The organism is Pseudomonas sp. NPDC087185 (assembly GCF_044744955.1).
Taxonomy (GTDB): Bacteria; Pseudomonadota; Gammaproteobacteria; order Pseudomonadales; family Pseudomonadaceae; genus Aquipseudomonas.
Window position 1 is genome coordinate 754,870 of record NZ_JBIUZK010000002.1, and the last position, 17,363, is coordinate 772,232.

The following is a 17,363-nucleotide window of genomic DNA, read 5'->3' on the forward strand; positions in this document are numbered from 1 at the left end:
GGTCTGTTCGGTAGCGAACAGACCCAGGCAGAGGTCAGCCGGTGCGCTGGTTTGCTGCCTCAGGCTTGAATGGACGCTGCGGCAGCACCGCGGCCTGCAGCTGCTTGCCAACCCCGTGAGCGAACCGCAGGCTACCGTCCACCGGGCGGTCTTCGACGATGCGCCCAGCGTCCAACACCACCACCCGTTGGCAGAAGTAGCGCACCAGGCTCAGGTCGTGGGTGATCAGCACGAACGCAGTACCGCTTTCGCGGCGTAGCATTTCCAACCGCTGCAGCAGCTGCAATTGCAGCACCCGGTCCAGGTTCGACAGGGCTTCATCGAGCACCACCAGCTGGGGCGATACCGCCAGCGCCCGGGCAATGTTGGCGCGTTGCAACTGCCCGCCACTGAGTTGATGGGGCAGGCGCTCGGCGTGCTCTTCGCGCAAGCCCATTTGCTGCAGCAGGGTCAGCACACGCTGCTTGCGCGCTGTGCTGTCCAGGCCACTCAGGTGCCGCAGCGGCTCGGCGATGCTCCAGCCAATGCTGCGCTGCGGGTTGAACGCACCTGGGGCATCCTGAAACACCAGTTGCACGGCGCGCTGGAAGTCCCGGGCCTGGGGGCCGCGCAAGCGGCTGACGTCCTGCCCGGCAAAGGTGACGTGGCCATGGGTGGGCTTTTCCAGCCCCAGCAGCAACCTTCCCAGGGTGCTCTTGCCACTGCCGCTGCTGCCCAGCAGCCCGAGGGATTGGCCGGCCTGCAATTCGATCGAGATGCCATCGAGCACCTGCAGCCAGTGGCGCCTGCCCAGCAGCCCGCCGGTGCGGTAACCGTGGCCTATGTTATCGATGTGCAGCAGGCTCATGGCGGGCTCCCGGTAAGGATCTGATGGGCTTCAAGCAGGGTGCGGGCAGCCGCGCTGGCCGGGCGGTCGAACAGGCCGTGAACCGCCTGCCGCTCGACGATGCGCCCAGCGTCCATGACCACGACCTGATCGGCGCAGCGGGCCACCACGCCCATGTCGTGGGTGACCAGCAGCACGCCGAGCCCGTGCTGCTGCACGAGGTTCATCAGCAGGTCGAGGAAGCGCGCCTGGCTCAGGGCGTCCAGATCGCTGGTGGGTTCGTCCGCCAGTAGAAACGGGCTCTCGGCCATCAGCGCCAGGGCGATCATCATGCGCTGCAGCATGCCGCCGCTCAGTTGGAACGCGTAGGCCTGCAGGACCCGCTCATGTTCATCCAGGCCCACAGCCTCCAGGCATTGCACCATGCGCGCTCCGGCGGCGGTGCCGACGATACCACGCAGTTGCAGGGTTTCCTGGGCGTGGCTGGCCATGTTGCGCACCGGGTTGAACGCGCTGCGTGGGTTTTGCAGCACCAGGCTGGCCACCCGGCCGCGAATTTGCGCCGCCGGCAACGGTTGGCCGTCCAGCAGCAACTGGCCGTGGGTGCGGGCCAGGCCTGCCGGCAGCAGGTCGAGCAGGCCCAGGCAACTGAGCGATTTGCCCGAGCCGCTGCTGCCGACCAATGCGCAGACTTCGCCCCGGCGCAGTTGCAGATCGACGTCATCGACCAGTACACCCGCTCGCCCCTCGATGCGCAAACCCTGAAGCTCCAGTGTCGAACGTGCCACTCAACGCACCTCCTGGGTGGGGTCCAGGCGATCACGCAGCGCATCGCCCAGCAGGTTGAAGGCCATTACCGAGAAAAAGATCATCAGCCCGGGCCACAGCAGCAGTTGCGGGTGGGTCCAGATGAACTCCTTGGCATCGTTGATCATTACCCCCCATTCGGCGGCCGGCGGTGTCACGCCAAGGCCAAGGAAGGACAGCCCGGAAACGTGCAGCATCATGTGCCCGATATCCATGGTCGCCAGCACCAGCAAGGGGCCCGCGATGTTCGGCAACACGTGTTCGCGCAGGCGCGCCCAGCGTGAAGCACCGGCCAGGCGCGAAGCCATGACGTATTCGCGGCCGCGCTGGGCGATGACCATGCCGCGCACCATGCGTGCGTACCAGGCCCAGTGCGACAGGGCGATGGCGATGATCACATTGCTCAGGCCCGTGCCCAGCAAGGTGACGAAGAAGAACGCCAGCACCAATGTGGGGAAGGTCATGAACATGTCGCACAGGCGCATCAGCAACAGGTCGACCTTGCCGCCAACGAAGCCGGACACTCCGCCCACCAGCAGGCCGAGGCACAGCACCAGGGCCAATGTCAGCATCACGCTGCCAAGCGACAGCCGGGTACCGACGATCAGCCGGGAAAGCAGGTCGCGGCCCAGGTGGTCGGTGCCTAGCCAGTGGCTGCTGTCAGGGGGCAGCAGCCGTTGGCCGAGGTCGACAAGGTCAGGGTCGTGCGGGGCGAGCCATTGGCCGAACACGGCCAGCAACAGCAGCACGCTGACCAACAGCAGCCCGACAACCAGGCTGGGCTGGCCCGCCAAGGCAGGGCGGCGCAGCAGGGACAGAACACTCATGCGCCAACCCCTTCCAGGCGGCTGCGCGGGTCGAGCCAGGCGTAGCACACGTCCACCACCAGGTTGCAGACCATCAGTAAACCGGTCAGCAGCAAGGTGAAGCATTGCATCACCGGGAAGTCGCGGTTGAGCACCGCCGACACGGCAAAGCGCCCAACGCCAGGCCAGGCGAAGATGGTCTCGATCACCAGCGCGCCACCGATCAGTTCGCCGATATGCATGCCCGTGGCGGTGACGAAGGGCAGCCAGGCGTTGCGCAATACATGCGAGCCCCACACCTGGCGCTCAGGCAGGCCGCGTGCGCGGGCATAGGTGACATGGCGCTGGCCGCTGGCCTCCAGCAGGCTGGCGCGCAGCAGACGGGCATTGATCGACATCGACATCAGCGCAATCGCCAGTACCGGCATCACCAGGTGCGCGGCGCCGCCACGCCCCAACGGCGGCAACCAGCCCAGCCACAACGAGAACAGTGCGATCAGCAGAAACGCCAGCCAGAAGTTGGGCATCGACACGCCGAGGAAGGTCACCGCGCGTACCACGTGATCGGGCCAGCGACCGTGCCAGCCGGCCGCGACCAGGCCCAACGGGATCGACAACAGCAGCGTACAGGCCAGGGCCAGCCCGCCCAGTTGCAAGGTGGCGGGCAGGTAGTAGAGCAGGTCGTCGAATACCGGGCGGCCGGTCAGGTAGGAGGTGCCGAAGTCCAGCTGCAGCGCCTTCCACAGCCAGCTCAGGTACTGTGCGTACAGCGGCCGGTCTAGGCCCAGGGCATGGCGCACTTCGGCCACGGCCGCATCGGTCGGCGGTATGTGCGACAGGCGCAGGTAGTCCAGTGCCGGGTCAGTGCTGCCCAGGTGCAGCAGCACGAACACCAGCAGGGATACGCCGAGCATCACCGGTACCAGCAGCACCAGCCGCAAGAGGATGTAGCGCAGCATGTCAGTGCTCCTGTTTCGGTGTCATGGTTTCGAACGGCACGTCGAACAGGGTGCTGCCGAACTGCACGTGGGCTACCGAATCACGGCGCACGCTGATGGCCGTGAGGTAGGAAATGGGCAAGTACACCGCCTGCTCGTGCAGCGTGGTGAGGATGAAACGGTACTGTTCTGCACGTTGTTGCTCGTCGGTGCTGGCCAGCACCTGGCCGATGCGCCGGTCGAGGTCATCCTTGATCGGCAAGCCGCGCTGGGCCATGTAGTCGGCATGCCCGGCATAGCGCATGGAACTGACGAAAGAGTGCGGGTCGTAAGGTGCGCCCCAGGTATCGGCGAAGATCATGCCGAAGTCGCCGTCGCGCTGGCGGCGCACCAGCGCGCCTTCTTCCACGGCGCGCAAGTCGATGTGCATGCCGACCTTGGCCAGCTCGCCTTGCAGCACTTCGGCCAGACTCTTCTGCAAGGCGCTGGTGCCGAGGAACACAAGCTCGATCGCCAGCGCCTCGCCGCCCTTGCTGCGCACCGTGGCGCCAGGGGCCAGGCGCCAGCCGGCGGCGTCGAGCGCGTGGGCGGCAAGGGCAGGGTCGTAGGCGTAGGGCGCAAGGCCCAGGTCGGCATAGGGCATGTTGGGCGCGAACAGGGTGTCGGCGCGGGGTTCCAAACCGTAGAGGATCTTGTCGATGATCGCCTGCTTGTTCACCGCCTGGTTGATCGCCTGGCGCACCGCGAGGTCGCGGGTGGCGCCACGGCCGGTGTTCAGGGCCAGCGTGCGGGTGGCCAGCGGCGCCGACAGGGCGGTGGCGAAGCCTTGGTCGCGCAAGCGCCCGAAGGTGGCGGCGGTGATCTCGCCCGCCGCGCCCTGGATCAGTTCCAGCTCCCCAGCCTGCAGGGCCAGGGCGCGGCTGTTGGGGTCGGGGATGACCTTGACCAGCACCTCGCCATAAGCCGGCTTGGCGCCCCAGTACACGGGGTTGCGGGCGAAACGGTCGTATTCGCCCAGGCGTGAATCGACGCGCATCCAAGGCCCTGTACCGGCAGGTGCACCTGGCTTGGCCTGCGGCGACGCGAAGCGCAGCGGGCGCACCTGGGCCAGCTCCATCAGGGTCGGGTAGTAGGGGTGTTTGAGCACCAGCCGCAGGGTCAGCCGGTCCGGGGCTTCGACATGGTCGAGGGTGGTGACCAGTTCCATCCAGCGGTGGCGTTGGCTGTTGGCCAACACCGCATCCAGGTTGGCTTTGGCCGCTGCCGCGTCGAACGGCGTGCCGTCACTGAAACGCACGCCGTCGCGCAGGGTGAACGTGTAGGTCTTGCCATCATCGGACAGCTGCCAGGCCGTGGCCAGCCAAGGTTCGACACTGCCGGCCGCGCTGTAGCGCACCAAAGGTTCATAGACCATCGCCTGGGCATACATCTGGTTCGGCGCATAGCCGCGAGGGTCGAGCGGGCCGGCATTGACGGGCCAGGAGTACACCAGCGTCGGTGCTTGCCGGGTGCCGGAATCAGCATGAACGAGGGCGCTTGCGGCAAGCAGGAAGAGGCCCCATAGGGCGGGCTTTGGTTTACCTGGTTGCTGCATCACACGGGGTCCCCCTTTCAACGGAGGCGGTAGGCTAAAGAGGCCCGGGGGTGATGTCCATGTAAAATCATCGGGTCGGAAGTTACAAAATGCGACAGCTGGCGATTCGCCTTGTGCAGCTTTTTGCCAGCTGTCCGATTCAGCTCACATTCCCGTGCAACCGGGTTGCAGCGCTGCCGCCTGGGCTCTTCGAGTGGCTGTGGCGTCACGTGCCGCTGGTGACCCGCGTCCACAAGCGCGTGCTCAAACGCATGCCGGCAGGCGACAGGGTCTTGATCGGGAACAGCGTGTCGAGCACCGCACTGTCCTCGAACGGCTGATACACGGCGAAGTGGTAGCCGGCGGCGTCGTATTCGCAGTCGATGGCCAGTTCGCAGAGGCGTTGGCGGACTTCTGGCACACCCTCGAGGCCTGTGAGGCAAAGGATTTTTTTACGCACTTTTTACGGCGCCCAGCCAGGCGTGTAACGATACTACCCGCACTCTTGTGCCCGCAGCCGGGCACCGTCAACCGTGCAGAGACGTCATTCGTGAGTGCAACAGCGACCACCGCAAATTCATCCAGCCATTCCACAAGCTCAGGTGTCGGCCTGCTCATCGCTGCCGTGGGCGTGGTGTACGGCGATATCGGTACCAGCCCCTTGTACACCCTGAAGGAGGTGTTTTCCGGGCACTATGGCGTGCAGCCCAGCCATGACGGTGTGCTGGGGATCCTGTCGCTGATCTTCTGGTCGCTGGTCTGGGTGGTGTCGATCAAATACGTGCTGTTCGTGCTGCGCGCCGACAACCAGGGCGAGGGCGGGATCATGGCGTTGACGGCATTGGCGCGCCGGGCGGCGGCGCCGTTTCCGCGCTTGAGCAGGGTGCTGGTGCTGTTGGGCCTGTTCGGCGCCGCGCTGTTCTACGGCGACAGCATGATCACCCCGGCGATTTCGGTACTGTCGGCCGTCGAGGGTTTGCAGCTGGCGTTCGACGGGATCGACCACTGGGTGGTGCCGTTGTCGGTGATCGTGCTGGTCGGGCTATTCCTCATCCAGAAGCACGGTACGGCACGCATCGGTACCCTGTTCGGGCCGGTGATGGTGCTGTGGTTCGTGGTCCTGGGCGCGCTGGGTGTCCACGGCGTGATGCAACGCCCTGAAGTGCTGCAGGCACTCAACCCGGCCTGGGCCGTACAATTCTTCATCGTCCACCCGGGCATCGGCGTGGCCATTCTGGGCGCCGTGGTGCTGGCCTTGACCGGCGCCGAAGCGCTGTATGCCGACATGGGCCATTTTGGCCGCAAGCCGATTGCACGCGCCTGGTTCATGCTGGTGCTGCCAGGGCTGGTACTGAACTACTTCGGCCAGGGGGCATTGATACTCGGCAACCCCGAGGCGGTGCGCAACCCGTTCTACCTGCTGGCGCCGAGCTGGGCCCTGCTGCCGATGGTCGCGTTGTCTACCCTGGCGACCATCATTGCCTCGCAGGCGGTGATTTCCGGTGCCTTTTCGCTGACCCGCCAGGCCATCCAGCTGGGCTATGTGCCGCGTATGTTCATCCAGCACACATCCAGCCAGGAGCAGGGGCAAATCTACGTCGGCACGGTGAACTGGGCACTGATGGTCGGGGTGGTGTTGCTGGTGATCGGTTTCGAGTCTTCCAGCGCGCTGGCCGCCGCCTATGGCGTAGCGGTCACGGGCACCATGCTGATCACCACGCTGCTGTCTTCGGCGGTGGTGTTGCTGCTGTGGAAAACCCCACGCTGGTTGGCGATCCCCATGCTGCTCGGCTTTCTGCTGGTGGACAGCCTGTATTTTGCGGCCAATGCGCCGAAGATTGTCGACGGCGGGGCCTTCCCGGTGATTGCTGGGGTGTTGTTGTTCATCACCATGACCACCTGGAAGCGTGGCCGCAACATCATCGTCGAACGCCTGGACGAAACCGCGCTGCCGTTGCCGCTGTTCATCAGCAGTGTTCAAGCGCAACCCCCGCATCGGGTGCAGGGCACGGCGGTGTTCCTCACGGCGCGTACCGACGCCGTGCCCCATGCGCTGCTGCACAACTTGCTGCACAACCAGGTGCTGCACGAGCAGGTGGTGCTGCTGACCGTGGTCTTCGAAGACGCGCCGCGGGTCAGCACCGCGCAACGCGTCGAAGTCGAAGCATTTGGCCATGGGTTCTTCCGCGTCAGCCTGCATTTCGGCTTCATGGAAGAGCCGGATGTGCCGCTGGCCCTGGCCCAGTGTCGACGCGCCGACCTGGATTTCAGCCCGATGCGCACCACGTACTTCCTCAGCCGCGAAACGGTGGTACCGACCCAGCGCATCGGCATGGCGAAGTGGCGCGAGCACCTGTTCGCGTTCCTGCTCAAGAATGCCAACAGCAACCTGAAGTACTTCAAGCTTCCGCTCAACCGGGTGATTGAACTGGGCACCCAGGTTGAGATGTGAAACCCCTCACTCCCGGGCTTGCGCACCGGCGATATGCCGCCCAGCCACGTAGCCGAAGGTGAGTGCCGGGCCCAGGTTGATCCCGCCCGAGGGGTACCAGCCGCCGAACACGCTGGCCATGTCGGTACCGGCCGCATACAGGCCGCCGATGGGTTGCCCCTGGTGGTCCAGCACGCGGGCATGGCCGTCCGTGCGCAGGCCGGCGAAGGTGCCGAAGCACCCGGGCTGGACTTTCACTGCATAGAACGGCCCGCGCTCGATGGGCGCAACGCACGGGTTGGGGCCTTTGTGCTGTGGGTCGCCTTGCTTGCGATTGAACGGCGTCGAGCCGCGGCCGAATGCAGGGTCCTGGCCGAGGCGCGCATGGCGATTGAATTCGGCTACCGTGGCGCTCAAGCCGGCAGTGTCTATGCCGCAGGCGCGGGCCAATTGTTCAAGGTCGTTACCGCGCTTGAGGTAGCCGCTGCGCAGGTGCGGCCCTAGCGGCAGCGGTGCGGGACGGGCGTGGCCGAGGCCGTAGCGGCGCAGGAAACGGTGGTCGCAGACCAGCCAGGAGCAGGCTTCCTCGCCCTCGGGTACTGCTTCGAGCATCGCCGCCACATAGTCGTAGTAGCCGTGCGCTTCGTTGACGAAGCGCTTGCCGTCGGCGAGCACGCCGATGATGCCCGGCTTGCCGCGTTCGATGATGTGCGGAAAGTGGCCGACGCTGCCGTCGCGGTGCGGCACCTTCGATACCGGCGCCCAGGCCACCGGCGATTTCAGGTCGGTGGCTACCACGCCGCCGGCAGATTCGCCCAGGCGCAGGCCATCGCCGGAGCACGACGCTGGCGGCAGGGCGAGGTTGTCGTGGCCGCTGGCGTCGCGCGGGAACAACTGCCGGCGCCGCGCCGGGTCATTGGGAAAACCGCCGGCAGCGAGCACCACGGCCTTGGCGCGAAGGGTCTGCTCGCCGCGCGCCGTGCCGATGACCGCGCCGCGCACCTGGCCGCCTTCCACCAGCAGCCGCTTGGCCGGAGCCGACTCGACCAGGCGCACGCCAAGGTCTTCGGCCGACTTGGCCAGGCGTGCCACCAGTGCCACACCGTTGACCAAGTGCATGGCCCGGCCATGGCGGGCGAGGTGGTACAGGTGGCGGCCCAAGCGTTTGCACACATGCAGGAAGGCCCGGGGCGAGCGGGTCATGTTGAGGAACGCAGCCAAGTCGGCCCCGGCCATGATCGGCATGCCCATGAACGAGGTTTCACGCAGGGTCTTGCGCAGGCGCGGCAACAACGCACCGAGTTCACGGGCCGCGTAAGGCGCGGCGATCACCTGGTGGCCGCCGGTTGCCGCACCGGGGGTGTCGCCATGCATGTCGGGGATGGCGTTGCCATCGACGAACTGCAGCGTGGTGTGTTTTTCGAAAAACGCGACCATGTGCGGGCAGGCTTCGAGGAAGGCGTCGACCCGTTCAGCGTCGAAATGTACCCCCAGTTCGTTGCGCAGGTAGGTGCGTGCTTGCTCGATGTCCTCGACGATCCCCGCCCGTTGCGCCAGCGGGTTGCGCGGCACCCAGGCCCAGCCGCCGGACCAGGCGGTGGCACCGCCGAACACCGGGTCCTTTTCCACCAGCGTGACCCGCTGCCCATGCCAGGCGGCCGTGACGGCGGCGGCCAGGCCGGCGGCGCCAGAGCCAATGACCAGGACGTCGCAGTCAGTTTGCAAAGAGTCGGTAGGCATCGCGGGTCTCCAGTATTATTATTGGAACTGAGTTCCATATTCTTCTGGGTTGGCGCAGGGCGATGCAAGCCACGCCGACAAAGTAGTGGTCGATAACCGGACACTTCGGGTCCAGGCCGCTGCGTCGGCCTGGGCCTGTATGGAATCATCGTCCATCATTCGTCACTTTTCAGGGATCCCACCATGGCCGGTAGCCAGATCGAACGCGCCTTCAGCCTTGTCGAAAGCCTTGCTGCGGAGCCCCAGGGCCTCGGCCTGCAAACCCTGGCCGAGCGCCTGGAGATCCCCAAGAGCGCGGCCCACCGCATGCTCACCGAACTGATCCGCCTCGGTTACGTGCGCCAGCACCGCGACACCAGCCGTTACCAGCTGTCTGCCAAACTGGTGGCGCTGGGGTTTCGCTACCTGTCCAGCAGTGGAGCCGACATCATCCAGCCGATTCTTGATCGTTTGGCCCAGGACAGCGGTGAGCTGGTGCGCCTCGGTGTCATCGACGGCAGCCGCCAGACGTGGATCGCCAAGTCCCAGGGCGCCCGTTCCGGGCTGCGCTACGACCCCGACATGGGCCGCGATGCGCCGCTGTTCTACACCGCCTCCGGGCATGCCTGGCTGGCCAGCCTGAGTGATGACGAAGCGTTGCAGATGGTGTTGCGCCAGGGCATTGCCGACCCCGAGCAATTCGGCCCCAACGCGCCGCGGTCCACGCAACAACTGCTGAGCTACCTGGCCTGCGCCCGGGAACGGGGTTATGCCTGGGTGGAGCAAACGTCTGCCATTGGTACTTCGGCCCTGGCTGCCGTGATCCATCGCCCGCAAGGCGGGGGCGTGATCGGCGTGCTGAGTATCGCAGGCCCCAGTGCACGCCTATCGCCTGCGCGTGTGCCGCAATTGGCGCCGCTGTTGTTGGCAGCAGCGGAGGAATTGTCGGCGGCCAGCCAGGCGAGCGAGTTGTTTGCCTGACAGCTCGACCCTCAATTTGCGGTCGATAACCGCACACTCTGTGCTGTCTGTCCTTTTGTAAAACGGACCGGGGTTCTAGATTGTTGTTGGCGGATTGTGGAACCTGGTTCTGAAACTGCCAAGACAATAAAGACAAGAGGACAGCCCCGTTGAACGCACCCCTACGTATCGCCCTGATTGGCGCCGGCATCATGGGCCGCCAGCATTACCAGCACCTGTGCCAGGTCCCCGAGGCGCGGTTGTGCGCGATTGCCGACCCCGGCCCGCAAGCTGAAGCCTTTGCCGCCGAATGCGGCGTGCCGTATTACGCCGACCACCGTCAGTTGCTGGCGCATGTCCGCCCCGAGGCAGTGATCGTCGCCAACCCGAACAACCTGCATGTGGCTACCGCCCTGGACTGTGTCGAGGCTGGCGTGCCGGTACTGGTGGAAAAGCCGGTTGGGGTGCACCTGGATGAAGTCCGCGCGCTGGTGGAGGCATCGCGCCGCCGTGGTGTACCCGTGCTGGTCGGCCATCACCGGCGGCACAACCCGCTGATCGCCAGCGCGCAGGGGATGATCGCCGACGGGGCGCTGGGCCGGCTGATCAATGTCACCGCGCTGTGGCAGTTGCAGAAGCCCGACAGCTATTTCGACACACCATGGCGCCGCGAGCCCGGCGCGGGCTTTCTGCTGACCAACCTGATCCACGACCTGGACCTGCTGCGTTACCTGTGTGGTGAAGTGGTGCAGGTGCAGGCCTTTACCCGCAACGACGTGCGCGGTTATGCCAACGAGGACAGCGCGGCAGTGCTGCTGGAATTCGCTAACGGGGCACTGGGCAGCCTGACCGGATCCGATGCGGTGGCGGCACCGTGGAGCTGGGAGCTGAGCTCGGGTGAAAGCCCGATCTACCCGCGCCAAGAGGCCCAACCGTGCTACCTGCTTGCCGGCACCCGCGGTGCGCTGAGCATCCCGCAGCTCAAGCACTGGCAATACGCCGAGGCCAACGCGGGTTGGCACACGCCGCTGCTCGAGAGCGGGGCGGACATCCCGGCCGGAGCGGCGTTGACCCTGCAATTGCAGCACTTTGTTCGTGTTGCCCGAGGTGAACAGGCACCGCTGACCGATGCCGCCGACGGTGGCCGCACCCTGGCGTTGGTCGAGGCAATCCGCCAGGCGGCCGCCAGCGGCCGTGCTTGCGCACCCGAACTCATCGCCTGACAACTAACCCCGGTTCTTCAGGAAACAACCATGACCGACCGTATCTTTTCCCTGGCCGCCTTGACGGTACTTGAGCTGTCCCCACCCGCAATGATCGAAGCTGCCGCCCGCGCCGGCTACAGCCACGTGGGCCTGCGCCTGGTGCCGGCCACGCTTGAGGAGCAGCACTTCCCGCTGGCCACCGACCGCGAGCTGCGCCGCCAGACCCAGGCGCGGCTGCGCGACACTGGCATCAAGGTCCTCGACCTGGAAATCCTGCGCCTCAAGCCCGACACCCGCGTTGCCGACTTCGAGCCGACCCTGGCGGTGGGTGCCGAACTGGGCGGCAGCGAACTACTGGTGGCCGGCAATGACCCGAGCGAGGCCCGCCTCACCGAGCGCTTTGCGGAACTGTGCGACCTGGCCGCCGGCTATGGCATTTATCCGCACCTGGAGTTCATGCCCTGGACCGACGTGCGCGACCTGCACCAGGCCATGCGCATCGTTGCCAATGCCGACCGCGCGAATGGCTGCGTGTTGGTGGATGCATTCCACTTCAACCGCTCGCAATCGTCGCTCGATGACCTGGCGCGCCTGGCTCCGCAACGCATGCGCTATGCCCAGTTATGTGATGTGGCCGGGCCGGTGCCCGATGACATGGACGAAATCCTGCGCCAGGCGCGTAACGAACGGCGATTCCCGGGGGAGGGGGATGCAGACCTGATTAGCCTCTTGCGGGGCTTGCCGGCAACGGTGCCCCTGAGCCTGGAGATTCCGACCCGGCGGTTGCTGGAACAGGGGGTGAGTGGTGAACAGCGGGCGCGGATGGCGCTGGAAAAGGCCAAGGCGCTAGTGGCCCAGCTTTAAACGGAAGGGGCCGCTGTGCGGCCCCGCCCTGGCATGCCAGCATTTACTAGCGGTCAGTAACGCAGCCGTGTTCGATCAAACTACTTGCGCGCCAGCAGCACTGCAGCCAAACCCACGGCCAGCATGGCGATAGCGGCGCCCACCCAGCCGAGCGCAGGCAGGCCGAGGTGCTCGATGGTCGCCCCACCGATGGCCGCACCCAGGCCGATCCCGCCGTTGGCCGCCGAGACGTTGAGCGTGCCAGCAAGCGCTTGCGCCCTGGAGCCGGCGATCATCACGCGCACCTGGCAAACGGGAAACAGCGCAGTGTAGGCAATGCCCCAGGCCGCCAGTGCAACAATCAGCAGCCACAGTGTGTTCACTGCCGGCGCTGCGGCTGCCATGCCGGCACCGAGCACAGTCAGCAGCAGGATCGTCGCCCCCAACGGGCTGCGGTCGACAAGCCGCCCGCCCACGGCATTGCCGATCATGCCTACGGCACCGAAGCCCATCAGCCACCAGCCAACCTGAGGGCCGGGTACCTGTGCAAGGCGCTCCAAAATGTCGGCCAGGTAGGTGTAGGCGCTGAACATCGCAGTGAACACCACCACCGAAAGCAGCACGTGCACAACGAACTTCGGGTCTTTGAGGATGATCGTCTGACGCTCGCCCGCCGGGCGTTGCGGGGCTTTTGGCAGTTGCGGCAGCAGTGCCCACATCAGCACTGCAATGGCCAGGCAAAGCCCTGAAATCAGCCAGAAGGTGCCTCGCCAGCCGAGCGCATTGGCTGCCAGCGTACCCAGCGGGATGCCGAACACGAAGGCGGCGGTGATACCCAGGTAGACCTGGGCAACCGCTTTGCCTTCCTTGCCTTTGCCTGCCAGTTGCGCCGCCGACTCGCTGGCCGTGCCCCAGAACACAGGCAGCGCTGCCGCAGCCAGAATGCGCGAAAACGCCATCGTCCAGAAGTCCGTGGCCACGGCGGACAATGCATTGGACAAGGCAAAGATGATCAGGATACCCAGGAAGAGTTTCCTGCGATCCCAATGGGCAATCGCTGCCGTCAGGAACGGCCCCAGCAACATCACGGTAAACGCGAACACGCTGACCAGCTGGCCCGCTTTGGGGATGCTGATGCCGAGGTCGCGGGCAAGGCCCGGGAGAATCCCCAGGATGATGAATTCGGTGGTCAGCACGGCGAACGCCGCAAGGGTCAGCAACAGGATACTGCTGCTGGTCCGGGCATCAGTTGCTCCCGATATCGGAGCCGTGGTGGCAGGCATGAGCGGGTTACTCCAAACCGGTAAAGTTGGAGCGGGAGGGTATAGTGGAAAAAAAGTATCATCTGCGGTATTTCGGCAATAATGGCGCCGAATAAAATTCCATAATCGAGGTCACCGTGCTCAGCGAACAACGCTTCAAAGGCTTGGTCGTATTCGTGTGTGTCGCCGAGGCCGGCAGTTTCACAGCCGCCGCCGAACGCCTGAACCTGACGACCTCCGCCGTCAGCAAAAGCATCGCACGCCTGGAAGAACGGCTGAGCATCAAGCTCTTCGAGCGCACCACTCGCCGTCTTGCACTGACCGATGCAGGCCTCAATTACTACCAAACCTGCAAACGCATGCTGGCCAGCCTGGATGAGGCCGAACTGGACATGCACGCGGACCAGACCGAGCCTCGCGGCCGGGTGCGTATCGACCTGCCTGCTTCATACGGCAAACTGCGGGTGATGCCGGTGCTGATCGACTTCATCGCCGAACACCCGTTGCTCATGCCGCATATCACGCTGACGGACCGCTTCGTCGACCAGGTGGAGGAGGGCATCGACATTGTGGTACGCATTGGCGGCCCGGAGACATGGCCTGCGGGGGTCGAGCGGCGCTTGATGGGTGTCCAGCGGCAGATTTTTTGCGCGGCGCCCAGCTACCTGGCGCGCCAAGGCAAACCCACGACTGAACGGGACTTGCATGAGCACGGCTGCGTGCTCTACGGCAAGCGTGACGGCGGGGTCTACCCACTTCACTTCCCGGGCTCCCAGGCAGGCGACAGCGAGCAACGCGTTGTCTCGGGCCGGATCGCCATCGGCGATGCGCAAGGGCAGCTGGCGATGGTGCTGGCCGGGTTGGGGATTGCCCAGCTTCCTACCTGGCTGGTGCAGGCGCATCTTGATGCGGGCACGCTAGTGAACATCTTGCCCCAGCTGACCACCAGCGGGTTGCCTATCAATATTGCATGGCTTGAAAACAGGCAGACGCTGCCAAAGGTTCGTGCACTGGTCGAGGCCATCTATAGCCGCATCAGCGTTGAGGCTGTTGCGCAGCCGGTGTTCGGCCTTACGGCCCCAAAGCACTCCGGCGAGGGCCGCAAGAGCGCTATGAAAAAGGGCGCGGTTTGAACGTCTAATGTCGATCAAGGTTTCGACATACGGATGACGATTCATGAACTTGACCCAAGACGCTGCGAGCGCGCTTCTTGACGGCCATGGCGGACAACGTCCCAACGCTCAGTAGTCAGTACCGGCCTCTGACCACTATCGACCCAAAGCAGACGCTTGCCAGGGCCGGCTGTCGATCAAAATCGCCCGCTGCATGACGATTTGAATCTGCTAACGTGAAGGCCAAATCCGCACGGTAGCGGCCGGCGGCTCATCTGGAGGGGCGATGATGATTCATGGGGAGTGGCATCAGCTACCCTGCTTCGGACGCGGCCTTAGGTTCGCTCAGCGCTATCGCTCCACAGGAACTCCCTGTCGAGTACTACCGGTTGCTGAGCCATAGCAATGGCGGCGAGGGGCCCCTACCTATTGATCCAGAAGCGTTCGTGCCCCTGATGGGAAGGGAGTAAGGCTACTGATCAACACGCTGGTTCGAGGCGGTCTGCATAGCCCTGGCGTAACGGCTATACGATACCTGTAAACAGTCCCGATCAATCTTCTCGTTTGCCAAGGCATAGGACAGGGTCCATACCAATGACATCTCTGCCAAAGGAATCACCACATGTCAAAGCTCTATCCAAGTATTGATCCTGAGGGGCTGGTCGAGTACTCGGTGGTCTACACCGACCGCTCGCTCAATCACATGTCGCAGACATTTCAAGGCGTGATGAAAAACATTTCCAGGACCCTGAAACAGGTCTACAACGCCCAAGCTGTTGCAGTCGTGCCGGGCAGCGGTACATTCGGCATGGAATCGGTCGCGCGACAGTTTGCCACCGGCCAGCATTGCCTGGTGATCCGCAACGGTTGGTTCAGTTATCGCTGGAGCCAGATCCTTGAGATGGGCAACATCCCGGCGGCTACCACGGTGATGAAAGCCCGACCGGTCGACACGGCTCACCAGGCAGCCTACGCGCCCCCGCCTCTGGACGAAGTGCTGGCGGCCATTGAGGCGCATAAGCCGCAGATTGTCTTTGCCCCCCACGTTGAAACCTCATCCGGGATCATACTGCCCGACGATTACTTGCGGGCCATTGGCGACGCCGTGCATGCAGTGGGGGGGCTGTTCGTGCTGGATTGCATCGCCTCAGGCACGCTGTGGGTTGATATGCAAACGTGCGCAGTCGACCTGCTGATCAGCGCACCGCAGAAAGGGTGGAGTGCCTCCCCTTGCTGCGCACTGGTAATGCTCAGTGCTTTGGCCCTCGAGCGCATCGAGCAGACCCATAGCAGTAGCTTTGCCTGCGACCTGAAAAGGTGGCTTCAGATCATGCAGGCTTATGAACAGGGCGGACATGCTTACCATGCGACCATGCCCAGCGATTCTCTCGCGCGATTCAACGACGTGATGAATGAAATGCAAGCCTACGGTTTCGACAAACTCCGCGGTGAACAACAGGCCCTGGGCGATCGGGTGCGCGCCATGTTGACCGGCAAAGGCATCATAAGTGTGGCCGCAGCCGGCTTTCAGGCCCCCGGGGTAGTGGTGAGCTATACCGATGATGCTGACATCAAGAACGGTAGGAAATTTGCAGAGCACGGCCTGCAGATAGCCGCCGGAGTGCCGCTGCAATGTGACGAACCGGCCGACTTCCAGACCTTCCGTATTGGTCTGTTCGGGCTCGAAAAGCTGCACAATATAGAGCGCACGGTCAGCACCCTTGAACAGGCATTGGAAGAAGTGATGGTGAAGTAAGACCTCTTCTTGGCTACCGCACGGCTAGGGTTGTGGGATATGGGGCGATAGTGGTCAGTCGCGACCGGCTGCCTTCGACCCACAGCTGCCGCTCGTAGCCTCGGTAGCACGATATCCGTGAGTACTACGATCCCTTCCAGGCGGCTTACGCGTTGGACGCTCCCGTGGTGATGGCGAGCTAGCGCGCTGCCAAGTGTTGCAACGAAAGAAGCAAAACTCCGATAGGCAGAGCAAGGTCGCCAAGGAGTTTAACGTCAAAAAGAGAGAAATTGGCATCGTCGAAAGCGACAACCAATTCCTGACTTGGAGACATGAAATGACTGACTTCACCCCAACCCCAAACGAAGTTGCGGGCAAAGTAGTGCTGGTGACCGGCGCGGCTAGCGGCATCGGTAAGGCTATCGCCGAGCTTCTTCACACTCGCGGTGCAAAAATAATCGCCGAGGATATCGACCCGAAAGTCTACGCGCTTGAGCGGCCCGGCCTGGTTCCTTTCGTCGCCGACATCACCGTCGACGGCTCTGCCGAGCAAGCAGTGGCGCTGGCGGTAGAGAAGTTCGGCAAGCTGGACGTCCTGGTCAATAACGCCGGTCGCATCCTGTACAAGCCCTTGGTCGAGATGACCCGAGAAGATTGGGAGTGGCAGATGCAAACCAACGTGACGGGTGCGTTTCTTCATTCCCGAGAGGCGATGAAGGAGATGATGAAGAACAAGAGCGGCGCAATCGTGAACATCGCCTCGTACGCGTCCTACTTCGCCTTCCCCGGTATCGCGGCTTACACCGCGTCCAAAGGCGCGTTGGCGCAGTTGACGCGTACCCAGGCGTTGGAAGCTATCGAGCACGGCATTCGGGTCAATGCCATTGGCGTGGGGGATGTGGTTACCAACCTGTTGAACCACTTCATGGAAGACGGTCGTGGGTTCCTGCAAGAGCATGGCAAGTCCGCGCCGATCGGTCGAGCTGCAGCACCGGAAGAGATCGCCGAGATCGTCTCTTTCCTGGCTTCCGAGCGAGCCAGCTTCATTGTCGGTTCGGTGGTCATGGCCGATGGCGGCATGAGCGTCCCGGTAGGTTGATCCTTTGCCTTGTCCGCGTTGTGCTGCATCGGTAGTACAACGCGTTT

General features: G+C 64.1%; 15 protein-coding genes. 7 read left to right on the plus strand and 8 right to left on the minus strand.

Features of this window, described 5'->3' with window-relative positions; genetic code table 11:
- Positions 1-34: 34 nt before the first annotated feature.
- The 6 genes from nikE to ACIPIJ_RS09000 form a co-directional block, all read right to left on the minus strand.
- Positions 35-847 (minus strand): nickel import ATP-binding protein NikE, encoded by an 813-nt coding sequence (gene nikE / locus ACIPIJ_RS08975; protein WP_401075106.1) that lies wholly within the window; start codon positions 845-847, stop codon positions 35-37.
- Positions 844-1,614 carry a nickel import ATP-binding protein NikD gene (gene nikD / locus ACIPIJ_RS08980; protein ID WP_401075109.1) on the minus strand — a complete coding sequence of 257 codons (771 nt, stop codon included), beginning with the start codon at positions 1,612-1,614 and terminating at the stop codon, positions 844-846. Before nikD ends, nikE begins: the two co-directional genes overlap by 4 nt.
- Positions 1,615-2,460 (minus strand): nickel ABC transporter permease subunit NikC, encoded by an 846-nt coding sequence (gene nikC / locus ACIPIJ_RS08985; protein WP_401075112.1) that lies wholly within the window; start codon positions 2,458-2,460, stop codon positions 1,615-1,617.
- A complete protein-coding gene (gene nikB, locus ACIPIJ_RS08990; RefSeq protein WP_401075115.1) occupies positions 2,457-3,398 on the minus strand; it encodes a nickel ABC transporter permease subunit NikB in 942 nt (313 codons plus the stop codon). The genes nikC and nikB overlap by 4 nt, the downstream gene beginning before the upstream one ends.
- A 1-nt stretch (position 3,399) precedes the next feature.
- Positions 3,400-4,971 (minus strand): nickel ABC transporter substrate-binding protein, encoded by a 1,572-nt coding sequence (nikA, locus tag ACIPIJ_RS08995; RefSeq protein ID WP_401075118.1) that lies wholly within the window; start codon positions 4,969-4,971, stop codon positions 3,400-3,402.
- 205 nt (positions 4,972-5,176) lie between these two features.
- On the minus strand, positions 5,177-5,371 hold the full coding sequence (locus ACIPIJ_RS09000; RefSeq protein WP_401075801.1) for a hypothetical protein: 195 nt from the start codon (positions 5,369-5,371) through the stop codon (positions 5,177-5,179).
- Positions 5,372-5,500: 129 nt separating this feature from the next.
- Here ACIPIJ_RS09000 and ACIPIJ_RS09005 point away from each other — a divergent pair, with 129 nt between their 5' ends.
- Entirely contained in the window at positions 5,501-7,402 is a 1,902-nt protein-coding gene (locus ACIPIJ_RS09005; protein ID WP_401075120.1) for a potassium transporter Kup, read from the plus strand.
- A gap of 6 nt (positions 7,403-7,408) precedes the next feature.
- On the opposite strand, the gene ACIPIJ_RS09010 is transcribed toward ACIPIJ_RS09005, so the two are convergent.
- Entirely contained in the window at positions 7,409-9,121 is a 1,713-nt protein-coding gene (locus ACIPIJ_RS09010) for an FAD-dependent oxidoreductase (RefSeq protein ID WP_401075123.1), read from the minus strand.
- A gap of 183 nt (positions 9,122-9,304) precedes the next feature.
- Here ACIPIJ_RS09010 and ACIPIJ_RS09015 point away from each other — a divergent pair, with 183 nt between their 5' ends.
- The 3 genes from ACIPIJ_RS09015 (at position 9,305) to ACIPIJ_RS09025 (ending at position 12,129) form a co-directional block, all read left to right on the plus strand.
- Positions 9,305-10,081 (plus strand): IclR family transcriptional regulator, encoded by a 777-nt coding sequence (locus ACIPIJ_RS09015; RefSeq protein WP_401075126.1) that lies wholly within the window; start codon positions 9,305-9,307, stop codon positions 10,079-10,081.
- Between the two features lie 149 nt (positions 10,082-10,230).
- Complete coding sequence (locus ACIPIJ_RS09020) at positions 10,231-11,283, plus strand: Gfo/Idh/MocA family protein (RefSeq protein WP_401075128.1); 1,053 nt, start codon at positions 10,231-10,233, stop codon at positions 11,281-11,283.
- Between the two features lie 30 nt (positions 11,284-11,313).
- Positions 11,314-12,129, plus strand: coding sequence for a sugar phosphate isomerase/epimerase family protein (locus ACIPIJ_RS09025; protein WP_401075131.1), 816 nt, complete (start codon positions 11,314-11,316; stop codon positions 12,127-12,129).
- 80 nt (positions 12,130-12,209) lie between these two features.
- Here ACIPIJ_RS09025 and ACIPIJ_RS09030 read toward each other — a convergent pair whose 3' ends face one another.
- Positions 12,210-13,391, minus strand: a complete 1,182-nt coding sequence (locus ACIPIJ_RS09030; RefSeq protein ID WP_401075134.1) for an MFS transporter — start codon at positions 13,389-13,391, stop codon at positions 12,210-12,212.
- 116 nt (positions 13,392-13,507) lie between these two features.
- Here ACIPIJ_RS09030 and ACIPIJ_RS09035 point away from each other — a divergent pair, with 116 nt between their 5' ends.
- The 3 genes from ACIPIJ_RS09035 to ACIPIJ_RS09045 all read left to right on the plus strand — a co-directional run bounded on the left by ACIPIJ_RS09035 (position 13,508) and on the right by ACIPIJ_RS09045 (position 17,316).
- Positions 13,508-14,503: a LysR family transcriptional regulator gene (locus ACIPIJ_RS09035; RefSeq protein WP_401075136.1), complete on the plus strand. Its 996-nt coding sequence runs from the start codon at positions 13,508-13,510 to the stop codon at positions 14,501-14,503.
- A 601-nt stretch (positions 14,504-15,104) separates the two neighbouring features.
- Positions 15,105-16,238: an aminotransferase class V-fold PLP-dependent enzyme gene (locus ACIPIJ_RS09040; RefSeq protein WP_401075138.1), complete on the plus strand. Its 1,134-nt coding sequence runs from the start codon at positions 15,105-15,107 to the stop codon at positions 16,236-16,238.
- Positions 16,239-16,554: 316 nt separating this feature from the next.
- Positions 16,555-17,316: an SDR family NAD(P)-dependent oxidoreductase gene (locus ACIPIJ_RS09045; RefSeq protein ID WP_401075742.1), complete on the plus strand. Its 762-nt coding sequence runs from the start codon at positions 16,555-16,557 to the stop codon at positions 17,314-17,316.
- Positions 17,317-17,363: the final 47 nt, after the last annotated feature.

Excerpts from the sequence above, each read along its gene's own strand:
- nikE (WP_401075106.1), bottom strand. The coding sequence starts at position 847 with ATGAGCCTGCTGCACATCGATAACATAGGCCACGGTTACCGCACCGGC.
- nikC (WP_401075112.1), bottom strand. The coding sequence starts at position 2,460 with ATGAGTGTTCTGTCCCTGCTGCGCCGCCCTGCCTTGGCGGGCCAGCCC.
- nikB (WP_401075115.1), bottom strand. The coding sequence starts at position 3,398 with ATGCTGCGCTACATCCTCTTGCGGCTGGTGCTGCTGGTACCGGTGATG.
- nikA (WP_401075118.1), bottom strand. The coding sequence starts at position 4,971 with ATGCAGCAACCAGGTAAACCAAAGCCCGCCCTATGGGGCCTCTTCCTG.
- ACIPIJ_RS09010 (WP_401075123.1), bottom strand. The coding sequence starts at position 9,121 with ATGCCTACCGACTCTTTGCAAACTGACTGCGACGTCCTGGTCATTGGC.
- ACIPIJ_RS09015 (WP_401075126.1), top strand. The coding sequence starts at position 9,305 with ATGGCCGGTAGCCAGATCGAACGCGCCTTCAGCCTTGTCGAAAGCCTT.
- ACIPIJ_RS09025 (WP_401075131.1), top strand. The coding sequence starts at position 11,314 with ATGACCGACCGTATCTTTTCCCTGGCCGCCTTGACGGTACTTGAGCTG.
- ACIPIJ_RS09030 (WP_401075134.1), bottom strand. The coding sequence starts at position 13,391 with ATGCCTGCCACCACGGCTCCGATATCGGGAGCAACTGATGCCCGGACC.
- ACIPIJ_RS09040 (WP_401075138.1), top strand. The coding sequence starts at position 15,105 with ATGTCAAAGCTCTATCCAAGTATTGATCCTGAGGGGCTGGTCGAGTAC.
- ACIPIJ_RS09045 (WP_401075742.1), top strand. The coding sequence starts at position 16,555 with ATGACTGACTTCACCCCAACCCCAAACGAAGTTGCGGGCAAAGTAGTG.